The organism is Bacillota bacterium (genome assembly GCA_013177945.1).
Taxonomy (GTDB): Bacteria; Bacillota; DSM-12270; order Thermacetogeniales; family Thermacetogeniaceae; genus Ch130.
The window spans coordinates 1-19,952 of sequence record JABLXW010000012.1 but is presented as its reverse complement, the minus strand read 5'-3'; the positions used below and the strand labels follow the sequence as shown (position 1 = coordinate 19,952).

Here is a 19,952-nt window from a genome sequence, read left to right as displayed (position 1 = left end):
TCCCGCTTGCTAGATCAGGCCTTCTTTCACCAGAGCCTCCACCAGTCTGACAACAGCCTCGGCGGGATCTCCCCTGAATACGACCCGCTTCCTGTCCGTAACCGCTCCTCTCAGCGACCTGACTTCAACCGCAGCGGCAAGGGCATCGCCTCCCAGGCCGAGGTCCGCCAGAGACCAGATGTGCATCGGTTTTTTGCCGGCCGCCATCACCTGCTTCAGGCTGGGAATGCGGGGCTGGTTAACTTCTCCGGTAACCGTCACCACCGCCGGAAGCTCCACCTCCACAATCTCCAGCCCGTCCTCCAGCTTTCTTTCGGCCCTCAAAGTATCGCCGGTAATCTCCAGTTTGCTCACATAGGTTACCACCGGCCAGCCCAGCAGCACGCCCAGGCGGGGCCCCACCTGCTGGGCGTAGTCGTCGCTGGCTCCCTCCCCGCAGAGCACCAACCGGCAGTCACCGATTTTCTCAAGGGCGCGCGCCAGGACCCGTGCCGTTACCCGGGGATCGGCTCCCGCCAGGCTTTCGTCTTGAACAAAGTAAACCTCGTCAAGACCCCGGGAGAGGGCATCCTTCAGGGAAGCCTTCGCCTGAGCCGGTCCGGCAGTCAAACCGAAAACCGCGGCGCCTCCGGACCGCTCCTTGATCCGCACCGCTTCCTCGATGGCGTTCCGGTCGTAGTCGCTGATTTTCCAGGCAGCCCGGTCTGTGACAAGGGCCCGGTCTTCAGGGTTAATTCTGATGTCCCGCTCGTCCAGGACGTATTTATAGCAGGCAACGATCCGCAAAATCCGGTCACTCCTCCGCTAAAAATTAGGGCCGGAGGGAGACCTTTATCCGGCCCTTCGGCTGACATCAACAACGCTGCCGGAGCTACTCGAGAAGGGCCCTGCTGATCACCAGCTTTTGAATCTCCGAGGTCCCTTCTCCGATTTCGGTCAATTTGGCCTCCCGCATGTAGCGCTCCACCGGGAAGTTCTTCGTGTAGCCATACCCGCCGTGGATCTGAACCGCCTTCGTCGAGCACCACATTGCTACCTCGGAGGCGTAGTACTTGGCCATCGCCGCCTCCTTGCTGAAAGGCTGCCCGGCATCCTTTAGAGAGGCCGCGCGGTAGGTGAGGCTCCGGGCGGCCTCGATCTTCGTTGCCATTTCGGCAAGGTAAAAGGCAATCGCCTGGAAGGAGGCAATGGGGCGCCCGAACTGCTTGCGCTGCTTGGAAAACTCGATGGAGGCATCGAGGCTGGCCTGGGCAATCCCCAGCGCCATCGCCGCGATGGCAATCCGCCCCCCGTCGAGGGCCTTCATAAAGGTGGAAAAACCTTTGTTGAGCGGCCCCAGCAGGTTTTCTGCAGGGATCCGGCAGTTCTCCATGACCAGTTCGCCGGTTGCCGAGGCATGGAGGCCCATTTTCTCCTCAAGCTTCCCGATGGAGAAACCGGGAGTCCCCTTTTCGATGATAAAGGTGCTGATCCCCCGGACCCCGGCCTCCCTGTCAGTTTTGGCGGCAACCACGTAGATTTCGGCAGGGCCGCAGTTGGTAATGAAGCACTTTGTCCCGTTTAAAACCCAGGCATCTCCGTCTCTCTCCGCACTGGTTGCCAGGGAGCCGGCATCGGACCCCGCGCCCGGCTCTGTAAGGCCGAAGGCTGCAAGCTTTTCCCCGCGGGCGGCCGGGACCAGGTACTTCTGCTTCTGCTCCTCGGTTCCTGCAATCATCAGGGCATCCGTACCGAGCTTATGCGCGGCAACGATGATCCCCATCGCGGCGTTCGCCCGCGAAATCTCCTCGATTGCAATGGCGCAACTCAGCATGTCGCTCCCTGCCCCGCCGTACTCCTCGGGAACCATGATCCCCAGCAAATTCAGTTCTGCCGCCCTTTTGACCAGATCCCAGGGGAAGGCCCCGGTCTCGTCCATCTCTTTGGCGCGGGGGGCCAGTTCCTTTTCCGCAAACTCCCGCACGGTCCGCCGCATCAATTCATGTTCCTCACCCAACAGGTAAGCCATTTCCAGTTTCGCCTCCAGTTTTAAGATTATTAAATAATACCTTTCTCCCTAAAGGCGTCGATTTCTGCCTTGCTGTAACCCAGGATCTTCGAGAGGATTGCCTCCGTATCCTGTCCGACCGACGGTGCACCGCGCCAGACTTTTCCCGGCGTCTTGCTCAGCTTCGGAATCACACCGAGCGCCTTAATCTTCCGCCCCAGGGTCTGGTCCTCGTATTCGATGAAGTTTTCCCGCGCCTGCCAGTGGGGATTTTCGGCAGCGTCCCGGGCATCGCAGACCACAGAGCACGGAACCTTGTATTTTGCCATATGTTCTTCTACTTCTTTGGCGGTGCGGGCGCCGATCCACTCCCGCGTCAGGCGGTCGAGTTCCTGTCCTTTTTCAGACGCGACAGCTTCCACCGATGAGGCGCATTCCTTCCAGGTATAGTAGTTGGGGTCAAGGCCCAGGGCCTTGATAAAGCGCTCGTAGACAGCGGGGCCAAAAGCGCCCAACGCCACCCAGCGATCCTTCGCCCGGAAAACGTCGTACGGCTGGAAGGCAGGAGATTTATTCCCGGTCCGCTGGCGCAGGATGCCGGCCTCTAAATAAGAGACGAAGGTGTCTGAAAGAATCCTGGCATTTGCTTCGTACTGGGCAACGTCGATCACCTGGCCCTCCCCGGTTTTCTGGGCGTGGACATAGGCAATCAGGGCTCCAAAAACGGCAAACATGGCGGAGATGTAGTCATTGCTCCAGGGCTTCGCCATGGAAGGAGGGTTCGGCTCAGGAAATCCCATCAAACTCATCCAGCTGCTCGCCGCCTGCCCGATCATGTCATAAGAACCCCGGTCGCAAATCTCAGGGATTCCTCCAAACTGGGGCCTCCCGAACCCGCTGACGTGAACGATTACAAGCTGCGGGTTGACCTCCAGGCACATCTCATCGGTAATTCCGAACTTCTCCAGCCAGACCAGGTTCTCAAACCAGATATCCGAGTTTTTAACCAGGCCGAGAAAGATCTCTCTGGCTTCGGGGATTTTCAGGTTCACTTCCAGCGTGAGACTCAACCGGTTCCGGGCATCCTGGGCCCAGCTTGCGCTCACGCACTTTTCTCCGTCCCTCACAAAGGGCGCCAGGGTGCGGTAGGTATCTCCCACTTTGGGGCGCTCGACATGGATCACCTCCGCACCAAAATCCGCCAGCATGTTGGCGGCATGGGGCATGGCAACAATGCTTCCTGTAGATAGAACTCGCATCCCCGCAAGAGGGCCAAAGGACGGGATCAGGGCCGGTGCGGGTACCCGTGGCATTTCTTCAACGCGCTTCACAAGCTTCCCCCCACTTTCTTGTTTTCCTTCATAATTTCCAGGCCTCTTGAAAATTACTCAGCTCAAGTTATCGGTCTAAGTCTGGCATCACCTCCGTTTTCTCCCGGATACGTATTTTGTGCGGGAACTCCTTCTGAGTTGCAACTCCTGCAAGGTGCTAATTTTTTGGCGCTCTTTTAAGTTTCGCAAGAAATATGCCAGTGGGGAAGAAGCCCGTTTTCAAGGGGTTTTTGTTGAAGTTTGTGCAAATGATCACATTTTTGGGCAAGTATTGTGCATGACTGCATAAAGCCGTTCAAACCAAAAAAGCCCCGCAGTGGCTCCCCAGCCTTGCGGGGCAAATTAATTTTTGAAGGCAATCCTCATGTCTGGCAAACTAACCTTCATGCCTGGCCAGACCGTATTTTTGCTTTTTCCTCGTAAGGGTTGAAAGATCGATCCCCAGGTACTCCGCCGCCTCCCGGAGCGTTTCATGCTCTGCGAGGGCGCGGCTGATCAGTGCCCGTTCGTACTCCTCAAGCGCTTCCTTCAGCCGGGCCTTCTCCGGCACCGGCGCTTTTGGCGAAACCCTTCCCCCCTGGACATTCTCCACGATCTTCTCGGGAAGGTGCTCCACATCAATAACCTCACCCGGTGTCATGACAACCAGAAACTCCATGACATTTTGAAGCTCCCGGACGTTCCCGGGCCAGTCGTACCTGATCAGGTAGTTCAAAGCAGCCGGGGTGATTCTTCTTTTGAAACCGTAGCGCTTGCAAAAAAGCTCCTGGAAGTGCCTGACAAGGGGTAAAATATCCCCCCGCCGCGCCCGCAACGGGGGAATGACCAGGGGGATTACGCTCAGGCGGTAATAGAGGTCGGCGCGAAAGGCCCCCTCCTTTACCTGGGCCTCCAGATCCCGGTTGGTCGCCGCGATCACCCGCGCATTTGTGGGAATCGGTTTCACCCCGCCAACCCGCAGGAAATTTCGATCTTGCAAAACATTAAGGAGTTTTACCTGTAAATTCAGGGAAAGTTCCCCGATCTCATCAAGAAAAATTGTTCCATCCGCAGCCTGTTCAAACAGGCCGGGCTTTCCCTCTTTGCGGGCCCCTGTAAAGGCTCCGCCTTCGTAGCCGAACAACTCCGATTCTAAAAGGCTCTCAGGAATCGCGCCGCAAGAAATCTTAACAAAAGGACGGTCCCGGCGCTTTCCGGCCCTGTGAATAAGCCGCGCCAGCATGTCTTTCCCGACCCCGGACTCCCCCAGGATTAAAACCGTCGAATCAACCTGGGCAACCCGCAGGGCCGATGTCAAAACACTGCGCATCGCAGCGCTCCTGGTAATAATTTCTTTCAGTTCTTCTCTGTAAGCGGTCCATTCAGCCGAGGGGGTAGGCCCTTTTTCCAGAAGGGTGAGGTACTGAATCTCCCTCTCGAGAAAACCCAGTTCTTCCAGATTCCGGACGTTGCAGACAACATGAGAAACCTCATGCCCGCGGTTAAAAACGGGGCTTGCAGTAACAAGAAAATTCTCGCCTCCCTCCTGAAACAGGGCACTGACTCTTTTTCCTGATTGAACTACCTGGAATACCAGGTTCTGAAAAAAGGTACCGGCTTGCTCCATAAAGGGGATACCAGAAGAAGCAACAACCTGCCCCTGCTGGTCGAAAACAGTCAGACCGTCATAGGAAGCCTCCAGCAGCTGAAGAGGGCTGGCAGAATCTGCTAAGTCCCACGTTCTTACCGGTTGTCCTTCATCATCATGAAAATAGTAGACTTGCTTCACCGGCTTTAAGTTAATCGAAATCTCCCCCCCCTCACAGCCAGAATTTCATTGAACAGGTCTTATTTCGCCATTAATTTCGTGAAGTTTTACACTAGCTGTAATTCGACATTTTTCGCGAAATTCCCTCCTCTCCCTCTTTCGAGGCCGACCCCCATCCGGAACCTTTGCCTTGCAGGCAGCAGGAAACTTCTCAATCATGTGGAATCCTAATTTAAAAGCTTCTGAACCGGGAGGGGGCCAAGTGGACTTTTCTTTAAGTGAAGAACATGCCAGACTACGACACCAGGTCGCGGATTTCGCGAGCCGGGAAATTGCTCCTTTAGCCCAAATCGTAGACCGGACAGGGCAGATTCCTCCGGAAATCATTCAAAAAGGGGCAGAAATGGGCCTTTTTGGGATTCCTTTCCCAAAAAGCTACGGAGGGAAAGATCTGGGGTACCTCGGTCTTGCGATCGCGATCGAAGAGATTGCCCGGGTTTGCGCTTCTACGGCCCTGGTGGTTGCCAGCCACACCTCCCTGGCTGCAGAGGCAATCCGCCTCTTTGGTTCTCCCGAACAAAAAGAAGAATTCCTCGTTCCCTTGATTCAAGGAAAATTCCTGGGGGCCTTCGCAGTTACCGAACCGGGAGCAGGCTCCGATATGGCAGGAATTACCACCCGCGCCATCCTCGGCAACGGGAACTGGGTCATCAACGGCAGAAAAACATTTATTACAAATGCGGATGTTGCGGGAGTAGTTGTGGTCAGCGCAGTAACGGAAAACTCCGGGAGGGCAAAGGAGCGCTGCAGCCTCCTGCTCGTTCCTGCAAACATCCCCGGCTTTACAATCGGAAGCAGGTATGACAAGCTCGGCTTAAGGGGAGTGAGCACCGTCGAAATCTTTTTTGATGACTGCAGCATTCCCCGGGAGAATCTTTTGGGGGCAAGGGGGAAGGGCTACGAGCAGTCCCTGCAGATTATCGACCGCGGCCGGGTCGCCATCGCAGCACTTTCCGTAGGTCTTGCCCGCGCCTGCCTCGAAGCCTCCCTTGCCTACGCCCGCGGCCGCATCCAGTTCGGCCAGCCGTTAACCAAGTTCCAGGCGATCAGATTCAAATTAGCGGATATCGCCATGCAATTAGAGGCGGCCCGCCTTATGACATACAGGGCAGCCTGGCTGATCGACCACCAGCGAACATTCCGGAAAGAAGCGGCAATGGCGAAGCTCTTTGCCTCCGAAACTGCGACCCAGGCGGCCAACCACGCCATTCAAATTCACGGGGGAGCGGCCTATACAAAGGAATACCCTGCGGAGCGTTATCTGCGAGACGCCAAGCTCATGGAGATTGCCGAGGGAACCTCGGAAATCATGCGGATTGTTATCGCAAAACAGCTGGGCTGCTGAAAAGCTACAGAGCCTGCCTGCCCAAAACGACAAGGAAGGTCATGGCCAGGTTCCAGGTGCTGTGAGCCGCCAGGGCAGGGAAAAGAGAACCCGTTTTCTCGCAGATCAAGGCCAGTCCTGCTCCGCCGAGCGCAAGGGGAAGAAAGCGGGCCAGGTCGCAATGGAGAGCGGCAAAAAAGAGAGAAGTGATGCATACGGCGGGAAGAGGGCCGAAACGGGAACGGAATACCGGGTAGATGAAACCGCGAAAATAGAGTTCTTCGCCTACAGGGGCAAAGATCCCCCCCAGAATCAAGGGAAGTACCAGTTCCTGCCATCTGCGGGCTTGCAGAATTACCTCAGCGAAGGGTTGGGGCTGGGGATGATGGGGCAGCAGAAAAATAATCAGGGCCATCGCCAGGACGACCAGACTGAAAACCGCCAGTCCCCCCACCAGACCAACCACCAGATCTTTCCAGGAAAAGAGGCCCAGGCCCAGGTACGCCAGAGAAGCGCGGTGCTTGCCCCGCACAAAACCAAGCACAAGGCCCCCCAGCAGGAGAGCCTGCAGGATCCCCGACAGAAAAAAGGAGGCCAGTTCGGGACTGCGGACGGCAGGGAAAAAGAGGAGCACCCGGTCCACCAGCCGGGCACCGAACAGGCTCAAAAGAAACCCAAACAGATAAACAAGCACAAGAATCATCAGGATTTCCTGGAGCCCCCAGGGAGGGCGCAGCACGGGAAAGCCGGTTTTACGGGGATTTTCTTGTTTTTGTAATTCTGCGTGGCACCGAATCTTCCGCCCTTTCATGGCCCACCTGTTCTCCGGCAACCGGGGTTCTGAAATCAGACGTTCAGCAAATCCGGGGCAGGGGCTCCCCTTCCAGCATCGTCAAGATCCGGGTTGCTCCCAGTTCGGTCTCGATCAGGACAAGCCCCGGTTCCTCTTCAATCACCCTCCCGATCTGGACGGCCTCCCGGCCTTCGGGCAGGCTCCGCATCGCCTCCAGAACCCGGGGCGCAACCCCGGGAGCCGCAACGGCAACGATTTTTCCTTCATTAGCCAGGTAGAGAGGGTCGATTCCGAGCATTTCGCATCCCCCGGCGACCTCGCGCCGCACGGGGAGAAGCTCCTCCTGAATCAGGATTCCCTTCCCGCTCTGAGCCGCCAGTTCGTTGAGGGTTGTCGCAAGCCCCCCGCGGGTGGGATCCCGCATGCACCTGACGCCTTCGCCGCCCGCGGCAAGAATTGCCGCGGCCAGCCTGTGCAGAGGGGCGCAATCGCTGACAACAGGGGTCGTGAACGACAAACCCTCCCGCCGGGCAAGAATCGCCAGTCCGTGCTCCCCGAGGGAACCGCTCACGATCACGGCATCGCCGCTTTTAATCCGGCGCGGGGAAAGACAGCACCCCTCGGGGATGATTCCGATTCCGGTTGTATTGATGAAAATTTTATCTGCACTCCCCCGCCCCACCACCTTCGTATCCCCGGTGACCACGTGCACTCCTGCTGCAAGGGCAGCCTCCCGCATTGAACCCACGATCTGCCGCAAGTCCGCGAGGGGAAAACCCTCCTCAATGATAAAAGCAGCGCTGATGTATAAAGGTTTCGCCCCGCTGACAGCAAGATCATTGACCGTCCCGCAAACGGCCAGCTTGCCGATGTCGCCGCCCGGGAAAAAGATGGGATCCACCACAAAGGAGTCGGTTGTGAAGGCAATCCGGCCGTGGGGCAAATCCAGCAGGGCGGCGTCCAGCATCTCATCCAAAATCGGGTTTTCAAAGGCTTCCTGAAAGACCGTTTTCACAAGCCGGTGGGTCAGGGTCCCCCCGCTCCCGTGGCCGAGCAGGACAATTTCCCCCTGTTCTCCTGTTCTCACCGCGCCCCACCAGCCTTCCGGGCGCGGAAGCGGTAGTAGGCGGCACAGGAGCCTTCGGCGGAAACCATGCAGGGCCCCACCGGCTTTACAGGGGTGCAGGCCCTCCCGAAAAGGGAACACTCGTAGGGCAGCTTCAGGCCCTTCAAAACATCTCCGCAGGCGCAGTTTCGCGTCCGCTTCCCAGGCGTTACCGTCAGGGAGAAGCGCCGCGTGGCGTCCAGGTCTGCAAACTCTTCCCGGAGGGCAAGCCCGCTCCCGGGCACCTCCCCGATCCCCCGCCAGCGCGCCAGGGCCGGGGCAAAGTACTTCTCAATATAGGCGCGCGCCACAGGGTTGCCCTCGGCCCTTACAGCCCTCCTGTACTGGATTTCAACAGCAGGCCGGTTCTCACGGTACTGGCGCACAATCAAAAGAAGAGCCTCCAGAATGTCAACTGCTTCAAAGCCGGTGATCACGCAGGGCTTTCCGTACTTTTCTGCCACAAACCGAAAGGGCTCGCTCCCCAGAATGGTGCAGACGTGGCCGGGGTTGATAAAGGCATCGATCTTGACCTTGGGGTCCTCCAGCAGGGTCTCCATCACCGGAGGCACCAGTTTGTGAAGGGAAAAAATGAAAAAATTTCTCAAACCCTGCTGGACCGCCTGCTCCAGCGCAACAGACACCGCGGGCGCGGTGGTCTCGAAGCCGATCGCCAAAAAAACAACCCGCCTTGAGGGGTTTTCAGCGGCCAGCGCAAGGGCGTCGGTGGGGGAGTAAACAACCCGGACATCCGCCCCCCGGCTTTTTTCCTCCTGGAGGCTGCCGGTCGTCCCGGGCACCCGCATCATGTCGCCAAAAGTGGCCAGAATCACCCCTCTCTCCCGGGCAAGGGCGATCGCATAATCCAGGTCGGCATCATCGGTCACGCAGACCGGGCAGCCGGGGCCTGAAATCAGGCGAATATTCTTCGGCAAAAGCTCCCGCAGTCCGCTTCTGGCAATGGCCACCGTGTGGGTTCCGCAAACCTCCATCACCGTGAGGGGGCGGTCGGCCTCCTGGTGCAGTCGGTCCAGGAGAGAGCGGGCATATTCCTTTTTATTTCTGCTGTAAAGCTGCATAAGCTTCCTCCCATGCTTCGAAAATTTCCCCGGCGGCCTTTTCGTCGATTACCTGGATGGCAAAACCGGCGTGCAGAAGAACATAATCTCCGACCTTCGCTTCCGGTGTTAAAGCAATGTTGATCTCTTTGGTGTTCCCTCCCAGATCAACTTCGGCAAAGACGCCATTAATTTTGATAATCCTGGCAGGTATTGCAAGACACATTCCCCTTGATCACCTCGCTTGCAATGTAAACTTGACCCAGTGAAATTCCACCGTCATTAGCCGGAACCTTCCGGTGGATGAGAACCCGAAAGCCGGCATCCTTGAGCTTCTCACGCAGCAGGCAGAACAGCAAATTATTCTGGAATACCCCCCCGCTCAGCACAACCTGATTGAGACCCGTCTCCTCCCGCAGCCTTTCGGCAACCGCGAGCATCATCACGGCAAGAGTCAGGTGAAACTTCCCGGCGCAGACCTCCACCCGGGTTCCGCGCTCCAGATCCTCCAAGAGGCCTTCCCAGATCCCCCGGACTCCCAGCTGGTACGGCCTTGTATGGGTAAGAAACTCAAACCCGTAAAAGTCCTGAACCGTGGGGTCCGCCACCGCCTCCATCTCCATCGCCGCCTGGGCCTCGTACTGGACCCGCGTGCAGATCCCAAGCAGGGCGGAGACGGCATCGAAAAGCCGACCGCAGCTGGAGGTGGGTACGGTATTGAATCTGTTCTCCAGCTGGCGGATCAGAACCTGCTGCTCCTCCTCGGGCAACGTGGGGAGATACCTGCGCGCCCATTTCAGGCCGGAGGTCCCAAAAAGCTCGTACAGGTAAGTAAAGGCCATGCGCGCCGGCCGCTTGATGGTTACCTCCCCGGGCAGGGGCACGTAGGCCAGGTGAGCCATTCGCTCGAACCGGGCGGGGGTTCCGGCAAAAAACTCAAACCCCCAGATGGCCCCGTCCGTTCCGTATCCGGTCCCGTCGCAGATGATCCCGAGCGCCGGGCCCTTCTCCTGGTTTTCGGCAAGGCAGCTGGCCATGTGGGCATGGTGGTGCTGGACCCCAATTTTTGTCACACCCTCCTGGCGCTTTGCCCAGCGGGTGGCCATGTACTCCGGGTGGAGGTCGTAGGCGATAATTTCAGGCTTGACGTCCAGCATCTTTTCAAAACGCGGGATGGAATCGAGAAACTGCCGGTAGTTGCCGTAATGGTTTAAATCCCCCAGATGCTGGCTCAGGTAAGCACCCCTGCCTTTGGTCATGCAAAAGGTGTTTTTCAGTTCCCCCCCACAGCCGAGGATTGGGGGCACTTCCTCGGGCAGATCCACCGGAAGCGGAACATACCCCCGCGCCCGGCGGTAAATCTGCACTTCTCCGCCGACCACCGCGGCGAGGGAGTCATCGCACCGGTTGTAGATCCGGCGGTTATGCATCAGGTAATAATCAGCAATCCCTTTAAGCCTGGCAAGAGCCTCATCGTTGTCGATGATCAGGGGATCGTCGCTGATGTTGGCGCTGGTCATGATCAGGATTTCCAGCTCTTCGTCAAAAAGCAGGTGGTGCAGGGGAGTATAGGGAAGCATAACCCCCAGGGTGTTGATTCCGGGCGCAATTTCCGGAGGGAGGTCGTCCCGGCGGCGGCGCGCCAGGATGACAATGGGGTGGGCCGGGCTTTCCAGAAGCTCTGCCTCCTGGGGAGAAACGAAGCAGTATTTTTCAACAACCTGGAGATCCCGGCACATTACGGCAAAGGGCTTGAACTCCCTGATTTTCCGGCGGCGTAAAGCAGCCACCGCCTCCCGCCGGCGGGCGTCGCAGACAAGGTGAAACCCTCCCAAACCCTTGACTGCCAGAATTTTCCCGGCCTTTAAAAATTCGTGCCCCAGGCCGGGGTAAACATTCCCCTCCTGGTCTCTCAAGGTAACCTGGGGGCCGCAGTCCGGGCAGGCATTGGGCTGGGCGTGAAAGCGGCGGTTTAAAGGGTCTTCGAACTCGCGGGCGCAAACAGGGCACATGGGGAAGTCCCGCATTGTGGTTTTGTTCCGGTCGTAGGGAACATCCATGATGATTGTGAAACGGGGGCCGCAGTTGGTGCAGTTGGTAAAGGGGTAGCGGTAGCGCCTGTCCCTCGGATCCATAATTTCCCGGTAGCAGTCGGAGCAGATGCTTACATCGGGAGATATGATCACATCTTTGCGGTCGCCCGCCATGCTGTGCTTGATGAAGAAGTGGTCGAAGCCCTGGACCTCGCGGGGGATCTGGTAGTGGTTGACGATAATCGCGAGCTTTGGGGGGTTTGCCAGAACGGCCTGGTAAAAGGCCGCAATCTGCTCCTCGCCGGCCTCCGCCCAGATCGTCACACCTTCGGAGGAATTGAGCACCCACCCCTTGATCCCGTATTCATGGGCAAGGCGGTAAACAAAAGGGCGAAACCCCACACCCTGGACAACGCCCTCGATTCTGATTTCCCGGGCAACAGTCTCCACGTGCGCCCTCTCCCCCCATCAGAATCATACAGAATAAAATCTGACAATCCCATCTTAACATAACAGGACAGGGGTGTAAATATCAGGACTGCACAGAATCCAAATCAAACCCGACCTGGGGCATCCCTTATCGGCCAAAAAGGTTGCTTCCTTAATCATGGTGTCTTACAATATGAACTACAGGATCTCTTACGCCGACGCCTTCGTCCTGGCGTTGGCCAGGGAAACAGGGAGCGAAATTGTTACGCGGGACCCCGAAATAATCGAGGTTTGTATTAAGGGAAGTTTTCTGCTTTTATTTTTGATTGTTTATGTTCAGCAGTTCGTTGGGATTAAGCTTTGGCGTCAAAGGTTTGATTCCGCACCAGGTTAATCCTAAACTTAATATCAGGAGTGGCATGAGAACAGCAGGAAATTTAAGCAGAAAATGCAGAAAATCTGGCAAGGGATTCAACTCGTTCCAGGCAAAATTTGCCTGGAACGCCTTGCCGAGGAAAAAGTGAACCCACCCGTAACAGGCAGCAAGGAAATTAATTAACTCCGTTCCCGATGCTTTGCCCTTAAATTTTATGTGCCAGAGAAAGACCAGGACAAAAAGAGAGGCTAAAGCCAGGAAAAAGACCAGGAACAGCGCCGTAAAATCTTTAAATAAATTAAAATAACTGTGATATATACGGGACATCAGAAACTCTTCAGGGATTGATCCCGCTTGGTAGTATCTGCAGCACCCTAATGCATAAGCAGCAGCTGCATTGTTGTAAAGATAGAGAAGGCCGCTTGCCCCTGTTAAAACGGCCAGCGCATCAAGATGCCTGATGTGATAAGCATATTTATTGCGGAGCAGGAGCAGGGTTAAAGCGCTTCCGGCAAGGCCAAACAGAAAGGCAAGACCTGCGTTGTAATAGACCAAATACGGCAGGATAAAAGAATAGAAACCGGACTCCCAGAAAATTGAGAATATGAAGAAAGCTGCTGCCCAACCCACCAACAACTTTGTCTTTAACGCCATAATGAATACCCCGCTCAATACAGAATCGCCCAGACGTTCTGATATTGGTGCTTCATCCCGGCACCTCTAAAAATGCTTTAAATCTTTACTTCAAAAGGGCCGCCAATATCCCTGCCACGCCGCCCCCCTAACCTAAAAAAGCGGCCCTGCTTGACCTCTATCTGTTGCCAATCATCCAGGCGGTTATATTGTATCCTGAACGGCTGGATGGGTAAATAATTTAAGTAGGGAGTGAAAATAATGAAAGTAAAATCGTATCCAAAGATAGTTGGGTTGGGATTGCTGGCATTTATCCTTGTGGGTGTTGCTTTTGGAAGCAGCAAGTTATTTTCTTTTCCTCGACCAGAATTTTTAGTAGGGCAAAAACTTCGAGAAAACGAAAGCATTCCGGACAAAGATAAAATAGTGATGGTGGTTAACGGGATGCCGGTGACAAAGAAAGACTTCGAGAACCAGAGGGCTTTACTGTCCTTTGAGCGTGAATCAGTTTCGGATGATGAAGTCCGAGAAAAAATCATCGAAAAAACTGTACTTTATGAAGAAGCCAAAAAACGCGGTCTCACGGTAAGCCTCGAAGAAGCAAAGCAATTTTCACAGAGAATGAAGAAGGAGGCATTCGGTTCTGACGTTGAGAACCCAGAATTAATTAAGAACTACATCGAAGGTCAGGGGTTAACCATCGATGAGTTTTTTGACAAAGTGGCTCCGCCTCTCTATCAGCAAGCCTTAAGCATCGGGAAGCTTCGCGCCCAGATATACGACGAAACCGACAGGAGGCTTGGGCCGAATGTTCCGGCTGATCAAAGACTGGCTGCAGAGAGAGCTGCGTTTGAAAAACTGACCAGAGAACTCAAAGAAAAAGCCGTAGTGGAAATTAAGAGCCGGTAGATCTCCACTTCAACCACATTTCGAAGAATTTCTGCTCGCGTGGGAGGCGCGTTGCTGCATGCCTCCCACGACTTTTTATTCTACCGCTGCCTGCAGGGCGTGGTATTTTTCCAGGTAGTTGGCAACTGCCAGCACGTAGGCGCCGTGGGACCAGGTAAGGGGGGCCACAGAAAGAGGCTTTCCCGTGTAGGGGTGGATCTGTTCGGATAGAATTCCGCTTTCCATGCGGTGGTCGGCCACCCATTCCAGAATTGCTCTCGCATACTCCAGCTCTTTTTTGGTTCTGGCCTTCGCGATGTACCACTCCCCGAGCCAGATCGTTGTCAGGAACCAGGGGTTGCCGGGAACTTTTTCAAGATCTTCGCTTCTCCGGAAGTACCAGTCGCCGGTATACCGGGCAAGCCCCCCCACCTGGGTTTTGACCCAGAGCCCTTCCCGGACCGCCTCCATCGTGCGAACGACCCGGGGATCGTCAGGCGCAAAAGCCCCAAAGGCAAAAAGCCCGTACAGGCTGGCATCCAGGGTGTAGTCGGGGATCAGGTCCCCGCGCCGGAGGTAAACCCCCCGCAAAAACCGGCCCAGATCGCTGCTGTAAAGGCAGCGCTCCATCCCCTCCCGGACCTCCCGGGCTGCCCGGCGGTAAACCCCGGCAGCCCGGCAGTCCCCGAACAAATCCGCAAAGCGCGCGGCCGCCTCAAGACCCGCGTAGACTGCGGCAGCCGTAAAGCTGAAAACACCCCTTCTCTCCTCCCACAGATCGTAGCTCTCCAGCGGCAGCTTCGTGGCCGGGTCGCGGTAGCGGTCCAAAAAATCGCTCGCCTTTTTTACCATTTCATGGTAGAGAGACTCCACAAGCTCATAGTCCCGGAAGCAGCAGTAATGGTTCCACAGGGCGTAATTCACCAGGGCGGTCTCGTCTTCCTGGATCGGGAGCTGGAGTTCGCCCTCATGGATCCAGGGGTGCCAGCTGGAGCCTACAGAACCGTCGGGGTTGTATTTATGAAGGTAGTACCCTCCCTCGGTGAGAATCCTGGCGCACATCTGGAAGAAGCGCAAGGGGATCTCCGGATACCCTGCCTTATCAAACCCCATTGCAATTAAAGCACCATCCCGCGGCCACATGTAGCTGTAGTGGTCGCGGTTGGTCACAAGAATATCGGTATCGTTGGCCGCAAGGATCGCCCCGCGGTTGTCGCACTGGGTCCGAACCACAAGCAGGCTTCGTTTGAATAAATCTGACACTTTGGGGGGGAGGTCGGCGAAGTCCCGTTCCTGCTTGTTCACCCAGTGATACCAGTAGTTTTTCGTCTCTTCAAGGAGGGCCGCCGGCCCCCGCTCCAGGACAAGGTAATTCAGCTCCCGGACCTCCCGGAAGTTTTCGCCCATGACAAGCCAGTACCAGAGGATTTCTGCCGCACCGGGCTCCAGGCTCACCTCAAAGCTGATGGTGCTGTCTACAGAGCCCTGAGCAACAGGGTTCCCCTCCAGCCAGCCGTCCTCCGCATCCCGCCAGGTGCCTTCGGCCGCCCCGAAGCGCTTCAATCCCGTCGCGTACTGAAAGATGCCCTTCCCCTGAACCCTCCCGTTTGCCAGAAGATAGCGATTTCTTTTATAGTGGCAGACAGCCTTTAAAGTGGGGTCGTAAAGGGCGGTGTCCCCCACATCGAACCCGCCCAGAGAAAAATCGTGGTTAAAAAAAATCCTGACGCTCCTGGCCCTCTTCTCGAGGTTTTTAATTTCCATTCTTCGGAGAAAAATGGAGAAGCGGTGGTGAACGGCATCGTTGATTACAACCGTCAGGCCCAGCACTAAATTTCTCGCCTTTACCAGGGTAACCAGGGTGTCCTTCTGGTACCCCAGGCTTTTCTCCCAAACCCCCTCGTCAATCCAGGAAAAATTCCCTGCCTCCCAAAAGCCGATGCTGCAGCGGTGCCCCGCGATGTGGTTATCCATCCCGACGTAGGGAAAATAAAGATCGCGCATGTTCATGGCATGATCGAAATTAATCAAAATATTGCCGTTGCCTAATACCAAATTCCTCGGCATACACCACTCTCCTGTTTCAAAACGGCCCCGACTTGAAATAAACCCTTTTCGGTTTGGACATAATACCAACAGAAATCGCGTTATTAAATTAATTTTTCCGACCAGGAAGGAAAATAATCTCTTTCGAACCAAAACGATGGGGTTCAGCTCCCGAAAGGAGGAGGGGACCGTTGCGATGGCCCTGATAGACTTTCTGCTTTTATTTTTTGCAATTTTAGTCTTAGGAGGCTTGTCTTTGATGTCCAGAAAAGGACTCCCCCAGCAAAAACCCCAGAGTCCAGAAGAAAAACGGCATCCCAAGCAGCAGAAGCCCTTTCCCATGGAAGCTGCTGAAGAGTTCACAGCAACCCAGCCCAAACCGTTGATCGGCAAAGAGGAGCGGGAGGCTCCCAGACCTGAAACCTGCGAGCTTCCCTGGACCTACGGAGAAAGTAAAATCGTCGCCCTCGCCAGGGATCCTTACTGGATCTTCGCCTACTGGGAAATCAGCCAGGCAAAAAGGAGGGAGCTAGCAGAGCGGTTTGGCCCCCGCTCCTGGGAAGAATCGAGGCCCGTCCTGCGGGTTTACAATGCAACCAACCTTTACTTCTTTGACAGCAGAGATTATGTAGAAATTCCGATCAACGACTATGCCAACAACTGGTACATCCACACCGGCGAGCCAGACAAAACCTTCTGCGTGGAACTGGGGCGCGTCCTGCCCGATGGGACCTATATCTTTATTGCCCGCTCCAACTTTGTAAGCACACCCCGGGATCGGGTTTCGGAAATTGTTGACGAAGAATGGCTGCTCCTCGCAGAATACGAGAAAAGGCTCTACGAACGCATCGGACGCGTCTACCCCGGTCCCAGTTCTCCGGCGTTGATCGGCTCACCAATGAATTGGTAAAAACTTTAACCGCGAAAGGAAGGGTTTGTAAAGTGACCCAGGGCTACCTTTGCCTCGTTCTGCACGCCCATTTACCCTACGTCCGCCACCCGGAACACGAACATTTCCTGGAAGAGAAGTGGTTTTATGAGGCCGTCGCGGAGACCTATCTCCCCCTTTTGTGGACTTTCGAAAAACTGCTGGAGGACAACGTCGATTTCCGGATAACTCTCAACCTTTCCCCGACCCTGATCTCCATGCTCACAGACGACCTCCTCCGCCACCGCTGCGTCCGGCACCTGGAAAAGCTGATGGAGCTGGCAGAGCGCGAGGTTGTCCGGACGAGAAACCAGCCAGAGTTTCACGAGAATGCCCTGATGTACCGGGATCTCTTTTCCCGCGCCTACCACCTCCTAACAGAAAAATACCGCTGGAACCTGGTGCAGGCCTTCAAGCGGCTTCAGGACTCAGGAAAAATAGAAATAATCACAACCGGCGCCACACACGGGTATTTTCCCCTTCTGGGATTGCAGCGGGAAATAATTCACGCCCAGGTGGCAGTTGCCGTCGCCCTGTACGAACAACACTTCGGGCGCCGCCCTCAGGGGTTCTGGCTTCCCGAATGCGGGTACCGGCCCGGGGATGAAAGGATCTTAAAGAAATTTGACATTAAATATTTCTTTGTCGAAAGCCACGGGCTGCTCCACGCTTCACCCCGTCCCAAATACGGCTACTTTGCTCCGGTCTACACACCATCCGGGGTCGCCGCCTTTGGAAGGGACGTGGAATCCTCGAAACAGGTCTGGAGCGCCCGGGAAGGATACCCGGGAGACTTCGACTACCGCGACTTTTACCGGGACATCGGATACGACCTCGATCTTGATTACATCGGCCCCTATCTCCCTGAGGGGAGAATCCGGACACACACAGGGATCAAGTACTACCGGATCACCGGGCTTTCCGACCACAAAGAGCCTTACGTGAGAAAAAACGCCCTGGAGAAAGCAGCCCTCCACGCCGGGAACTTCATGTTCAACAGAGAAAAGCAGGTGGAGTGGCTGGCCCAGATTCTTGACCGAAAGCCCGTTGTCGTTGCTCCTTACGACGCCGAACTCTTCGGTCACTGGTGGTTTGAGGGGCCCCAGTGGCTGGACTATCTGATCCGGAAAATTCACCACGACCAGAATACGATCAAGATGATTACACCCGGTGAGTATCTCAAAATTTACCCCTGCAATCAGGTCTCCACCCCTTCGGAATCCAGCTGGGGGTGGAAGGGATACCATGAAGTCTGGCTGAACGGGGCGAACGACTGGATCTGGCGGCACCTGCACAAGGCTGGAGAGCGCATGGTGGAACTTGCCAACAGATATGAAAACGCAGAGGGGCCCCTGAAGCGCGCCCTCAACCAGGCCGCCCGCGAGCTGCTGCTGGCCCAGAGCAGCGACTGGCCCTTTATCATGAAGACCGGTACGATGGTGGAGTACGCCAGGCAGCGCTTGATAAAACACATTGCCTGTTTCACCGAGCTTTATGAAAGCATCAAGAGAAACACCATAAACGAAGGCCGGCTCGCCGAAATAGAGCAGAAGGACAACATTTTTCCCCAAATAGATTACCGGGTCTACCAGAGCCGGCATGTGGAGAGGCTTCCCGGGCCGCTTTCCCGCCGCGCCCTCCAGCCTGCATAAATCTTTCCCCTATATTCTTGATCCTGTTCTGCCAATAGGATAAAATATGAAATGGTTGTAAAATTTTTGCAACCATTTAAATTTTTTTAATAAACAGGAGAGCAAATAAGATGCATGAGGCCGGAGAAATTTTATTAACACTTTTTACGGTCCTTCTGGCCGCAGGAATTGGAAGGGTGATCTCTCTCCGCTTGAACATCCCTTTTGTCGTAGGGGAAATCTTAACCGGGGTCGCCATCGGCCCTTCTGTTTTGGGCCTGGTCCACGAAAGTGAATTTCTGCGAGTTTTATCAGAATTAGGTGCGGTTTTTCTTCTATTCACCGTGGGATTGGAGACCGACGTCCGGGAAATGATCAAGGTAGGTTTTCCCGCCGTCCTGGCCGGAACCCTGGGTGTTGTCTTTCCTTTTGCCGGGGGATTTGCTTTTGCCCGGCAATTCGGGTCAAATTTTATTGAGGCCGCGTTTCTTGGAACCGCTTTAGTGGCCACAAGTGTTGGAATCACTTCAAAAGTTTTGCTGGAGCTTGATGCTCTCAAGGAAAGATACAGCAGGGTCATCCTGGGAGCGGCCGTGCTGGACGATATTTTAGCAATGCTCTTGCTGGCGGGGGTATTGGGCCTTAAAGCAGGAGGCATTTCCGCGGGGGAAGTCCTGGTCCCCCTCCTGACTGCCCTTCTCTTTGTTGCAATTTTTATGTTCGGCATTCCTCTTCTGCTTAAAAGATTTTTAAGTGAAAGGAAAAGGATCGAATTTGTGCAATCCCCCATTCTTCCGGTGATTACTTTTTTGTTCGGCCTCTCTGCCCTCTCCACATATATCGGCCTTGCGGCAATTATCGGAGCTTTCCTGGCGGGTTTAACCGTTTCCGAACTTCGGGAATACTACCGGATTGAAGAAGAGGTGGCACCTATTTACGCCCTCTTTTCGCCCTTCTTCTTCGTCTTCATCGGGCTCCAACTTGACATAAGAATTTTTTTGCGTCCTGAAACCCTGACTTTAATCGTCCTGATTACCATCCTCGCTATTGTGACAAAATTTGCAGGAGCCTCCCTGGGCGCCTTCACCCTGGGGCGGCAGGAAGCAACAATTATTGGGGCAGGAATGGTTCCCCGGGGCGAAGTGGGAATTTTGGTGGCCGGACTGGGACTAAATTTAAAGGTAATTTCAATGGACGTTTTCGGAATTGTTGTAGCTATGTCGATACTTACGACGCTGACAACTCCCCCGGTCCTTGCCTGTTTGATTAATAAATTACGTGAAAAACAAGAGAGGGTTCCTGCTGCTACCCGATAAAAAAGCACGCCTGGGAAAGACTGGTCTATAACAGTAATACAGTAATAAAAGCATAAAATAAAGAAGCCGCCGAAGAACTGGTTTTCAAACCAGTTCGGGAGGTATACGGCGGCTTCGGGGCCTCTTAGTTAAATTTTCCTGGCCAGCCTGAGGAGGCGGTTCCAGCGCCGGTCGGTTTCCGCCTGCAGTTCCTCGAGCAGGTGCTCGTTCCCCGGCCGGAAGAAGTGCTCAAAGCGGCCCTGGGGCTTCAGGTACTCGGCAACGGGC

The 19,952-nt window shown here is 55.3% G+C and carries 17 protein-coding genes; 5 read left to right on the top strand and 12 right to left on the bottom strand.

What is annotated here, in order from left to right; genetic code table 11:
• Nucleotides 1–9: 9 nt before the first annotated feature.
• From HPY58_07755 to HPY58_07740, 4 genes are all read right to left on the bottom strand, one after another.
• Entirely contained in the window at nt 10–786 is a 777-nt protein-coding gene (locus HPY58_07755; GenBank protein ID NPV29536.1) for an electron transfer flavoprotein beta subunit/FixA family protein, read from the bottom strand.
• Between the two features lie 85 nt (nt 787–871).
• Nucleotides 872–2,008: an acyl-CoA dehydrogenase gene (locus HPY58_07750; GenBank protein NPV29535.1), complete on the bottom strand. Its 1,137-nt coding sequence runs from the start codon at nt 2,006–2,008 to the stop codon at nt 872–874.
• 29 nt (nt 2,009–2,037) lie between these two features.
• Nucleotides 2,038–3,318, bottom strand: a complete 1,281-nt coding sequence (locus tag HPY58_07745; protein NPV29534.1) for a CoA transferase — start codon at nt 3,316–3,318, stop codon at nt 2,038–2,040.
• Between the two features lie 376 nt (nt 3,319–3,694).
• Nucleotides 3,695–5,086, bottom strand: a complete 1,392-nt coding sequence (locus HPY58_07740; protein ID NPV29533.1) for a sigma 54-interacting transcriptional regulator — start codon at nt 5,084–5,086, stop codon at nt 3,695–3,697.
• 241 nt (nt 5,087–5,327) lie between these two features.
• Between HPY58_07740 and HPY58_07735 the strand changes: the two genes are divergently transcribed.
• Nucleotides 5,328–6,470, top strand: a complete 1,143-nt coding sequence (locus tag HPY58_07735) for an acyl-CoA dehydrogenase (protein NPV29532.1) — start codon at nt 5,328–5,330, stop codon at nt 6,468–6,470.
• 4 nt (nt 6,471–6,474) lie between these two features.
• On the opposite strand, the gene HPY58_07730 is transcribed toward HPY58_07735, so the two are convergent.
• The 6 genes from HPY58_07730 to HPY58_07705 all read right to left on the bottom strand — a co-directional run bounded on the left by HPY58_07730 (nt 6,475) and on the right by HPY58_07705 (nt 12,897).
• A complete protein-coding gene (locus HPY58_07730; GenBank protein ID NPV29531.1) occupies nt 6,475–7,188 on the bottom strand; it encodes a CPBP family intramembrane metalloprotease in 714 nt (237 codons plus the stop codon).
• Between the two features lie 115 nt (nt 7,189–7,303).
• Nucleotides 7,304–8,401, bottom strand: coding sequence for a hydrogenase expression/formation protein HypE (gene hypE / locus HPY58_07725; GenBank protein ID NPV29530.1), 1,098 nt, complete (start codon nt 8,399–8,401; stop codon nt 7,304–7,306).
• Nucleotides 8,326–9,426 carry a hydrogenase formation protein HypD gene (gene hypD / locus HPY58_07720; protein NPV29529.1) on the bottom strand — a complete coding sequence of 367 codons (1,101 nt, stop codon included), beginning with the start codon at nt 9,424–9,426 and terminating at the stop codon, nt 8,326–8,328. Before hypD ends, hypE begins: the two co-directional genes overlap by 76 nt.
• Nucleotides 9,404–9,631, bottom strand: a complete 228-nt coding sequence (locus HPY58_07715) for a HypC/HybG/HupF family hydrogenase formation chaperone (protein NPV29528.1) — start codon at nt 9,629–9,631, stop codon at nt 9,404–9,406. Before HPY58_07715 ends, hypD begins: the two co-directional genes overlap by 23 nt.
• Nucleotides 9,594–11,888, bottom strand: coding sequence for a carbamoyltransferase HypF (gene hypF / locus HPY58_07710; protein ID NPV29527.1), 2,295 nt, complete (start codon nt 11,886–11,888; stop codon nt 9,594–9,596). The genes HPY58_07715 and hypF overlap by 38 nt, the downstream gene beginning before the upstream one ends.
• Before the next feature lie 295 nt (nt 11,889–12,183).
• Entirely contained in the window at nt 12,184–12,897 is a 714-nt protein-coding gene (locus tag HPY58_07705) for a hypothetical protein (protein NPV29526.1), read from the bottom strand.
• 240 nt (nt 12,898–13,137) lie between these two features.
• Between HPY58_07705 and HPY58_07700 the strand changes: the two genes are divergently transcribed.
• Entirely contained in the window at nt 13,138–13,785 is a 648-nt protein-coding gene (locus HPY58_07700) for a hypothetical protein (protein NPV29525.1), read from the top strand.
• Nucleotides 13,786–13,860: 75 nt separating this feature from the next.
• Here HPY58_07700 and HPY58_07695 read toward each other — a convergent pair whose 3' ends face one another.
• A complete protein-coding gene (locus HPY58_07695; GenBank protein ID NPV29524.1) occupies nt 13,861–15,831 on the bottom strand; it encodes a glycoside hydrolase family 15 protein in 1,971 nt (656 codons plus the stop codon).
• 238 nt (nt 15,832–16,069) lie between these two features.
• Here HPY58_07695 and HPY58_07690 point away from each other — a divergent pair, with 238 nt between their 5' ends.
• From HPY58_07690 to HPY58_07680, 3 genes are all read left to right on the top strand, one after another.
• Nucleotides 16,070–16,720, top strand: coding sequence for a DUF4912 domain-containing protein (locus tag HPY58_07690; protein NPV29523.1), 651 nt, complete (start codon nt 16,070–16,072; stop codon nt 16,718–16,720).
• A 32-nt stretch (nt 16,721–16,752) separates the two neighbouring features.
• Nucleotides 16,753–18,390, top strand: a complete 1,638-nt coding sequence (locus HPY58_07685) for a DUF1957 domain-containing protein (GenBank protein ID NPV29522.1) — start codon at nt 16,753–16,755, stop codon at nt 18,388–18,390.
• A 110-nt stretch (nt 18,391–18,500) separates the two neighbouring features.
• On the top strand, nt 18,501–19,685 hold the full coding sequence (locus tag HPY58_07680; protein NPV29521.1) for a cation:proton antiporter: 1,185 nt from the start codon (nt 18,501–18,503) through the stop codon (nt 19,683–19,685).
• Between the two features lie 128 nt (nt 19,686–19,813).
• Here HPY58_07680 and HPY58_07675 read toward each other — a convergent pair.
• A partial coding sequence (locus HPY58_07675) for a pyruvate ferredoxin oxidoreductase (protein NPV29520.1) occupies nt 19,814–19,952 on the bottom strand: 139 nt, incomplete at its 5' end.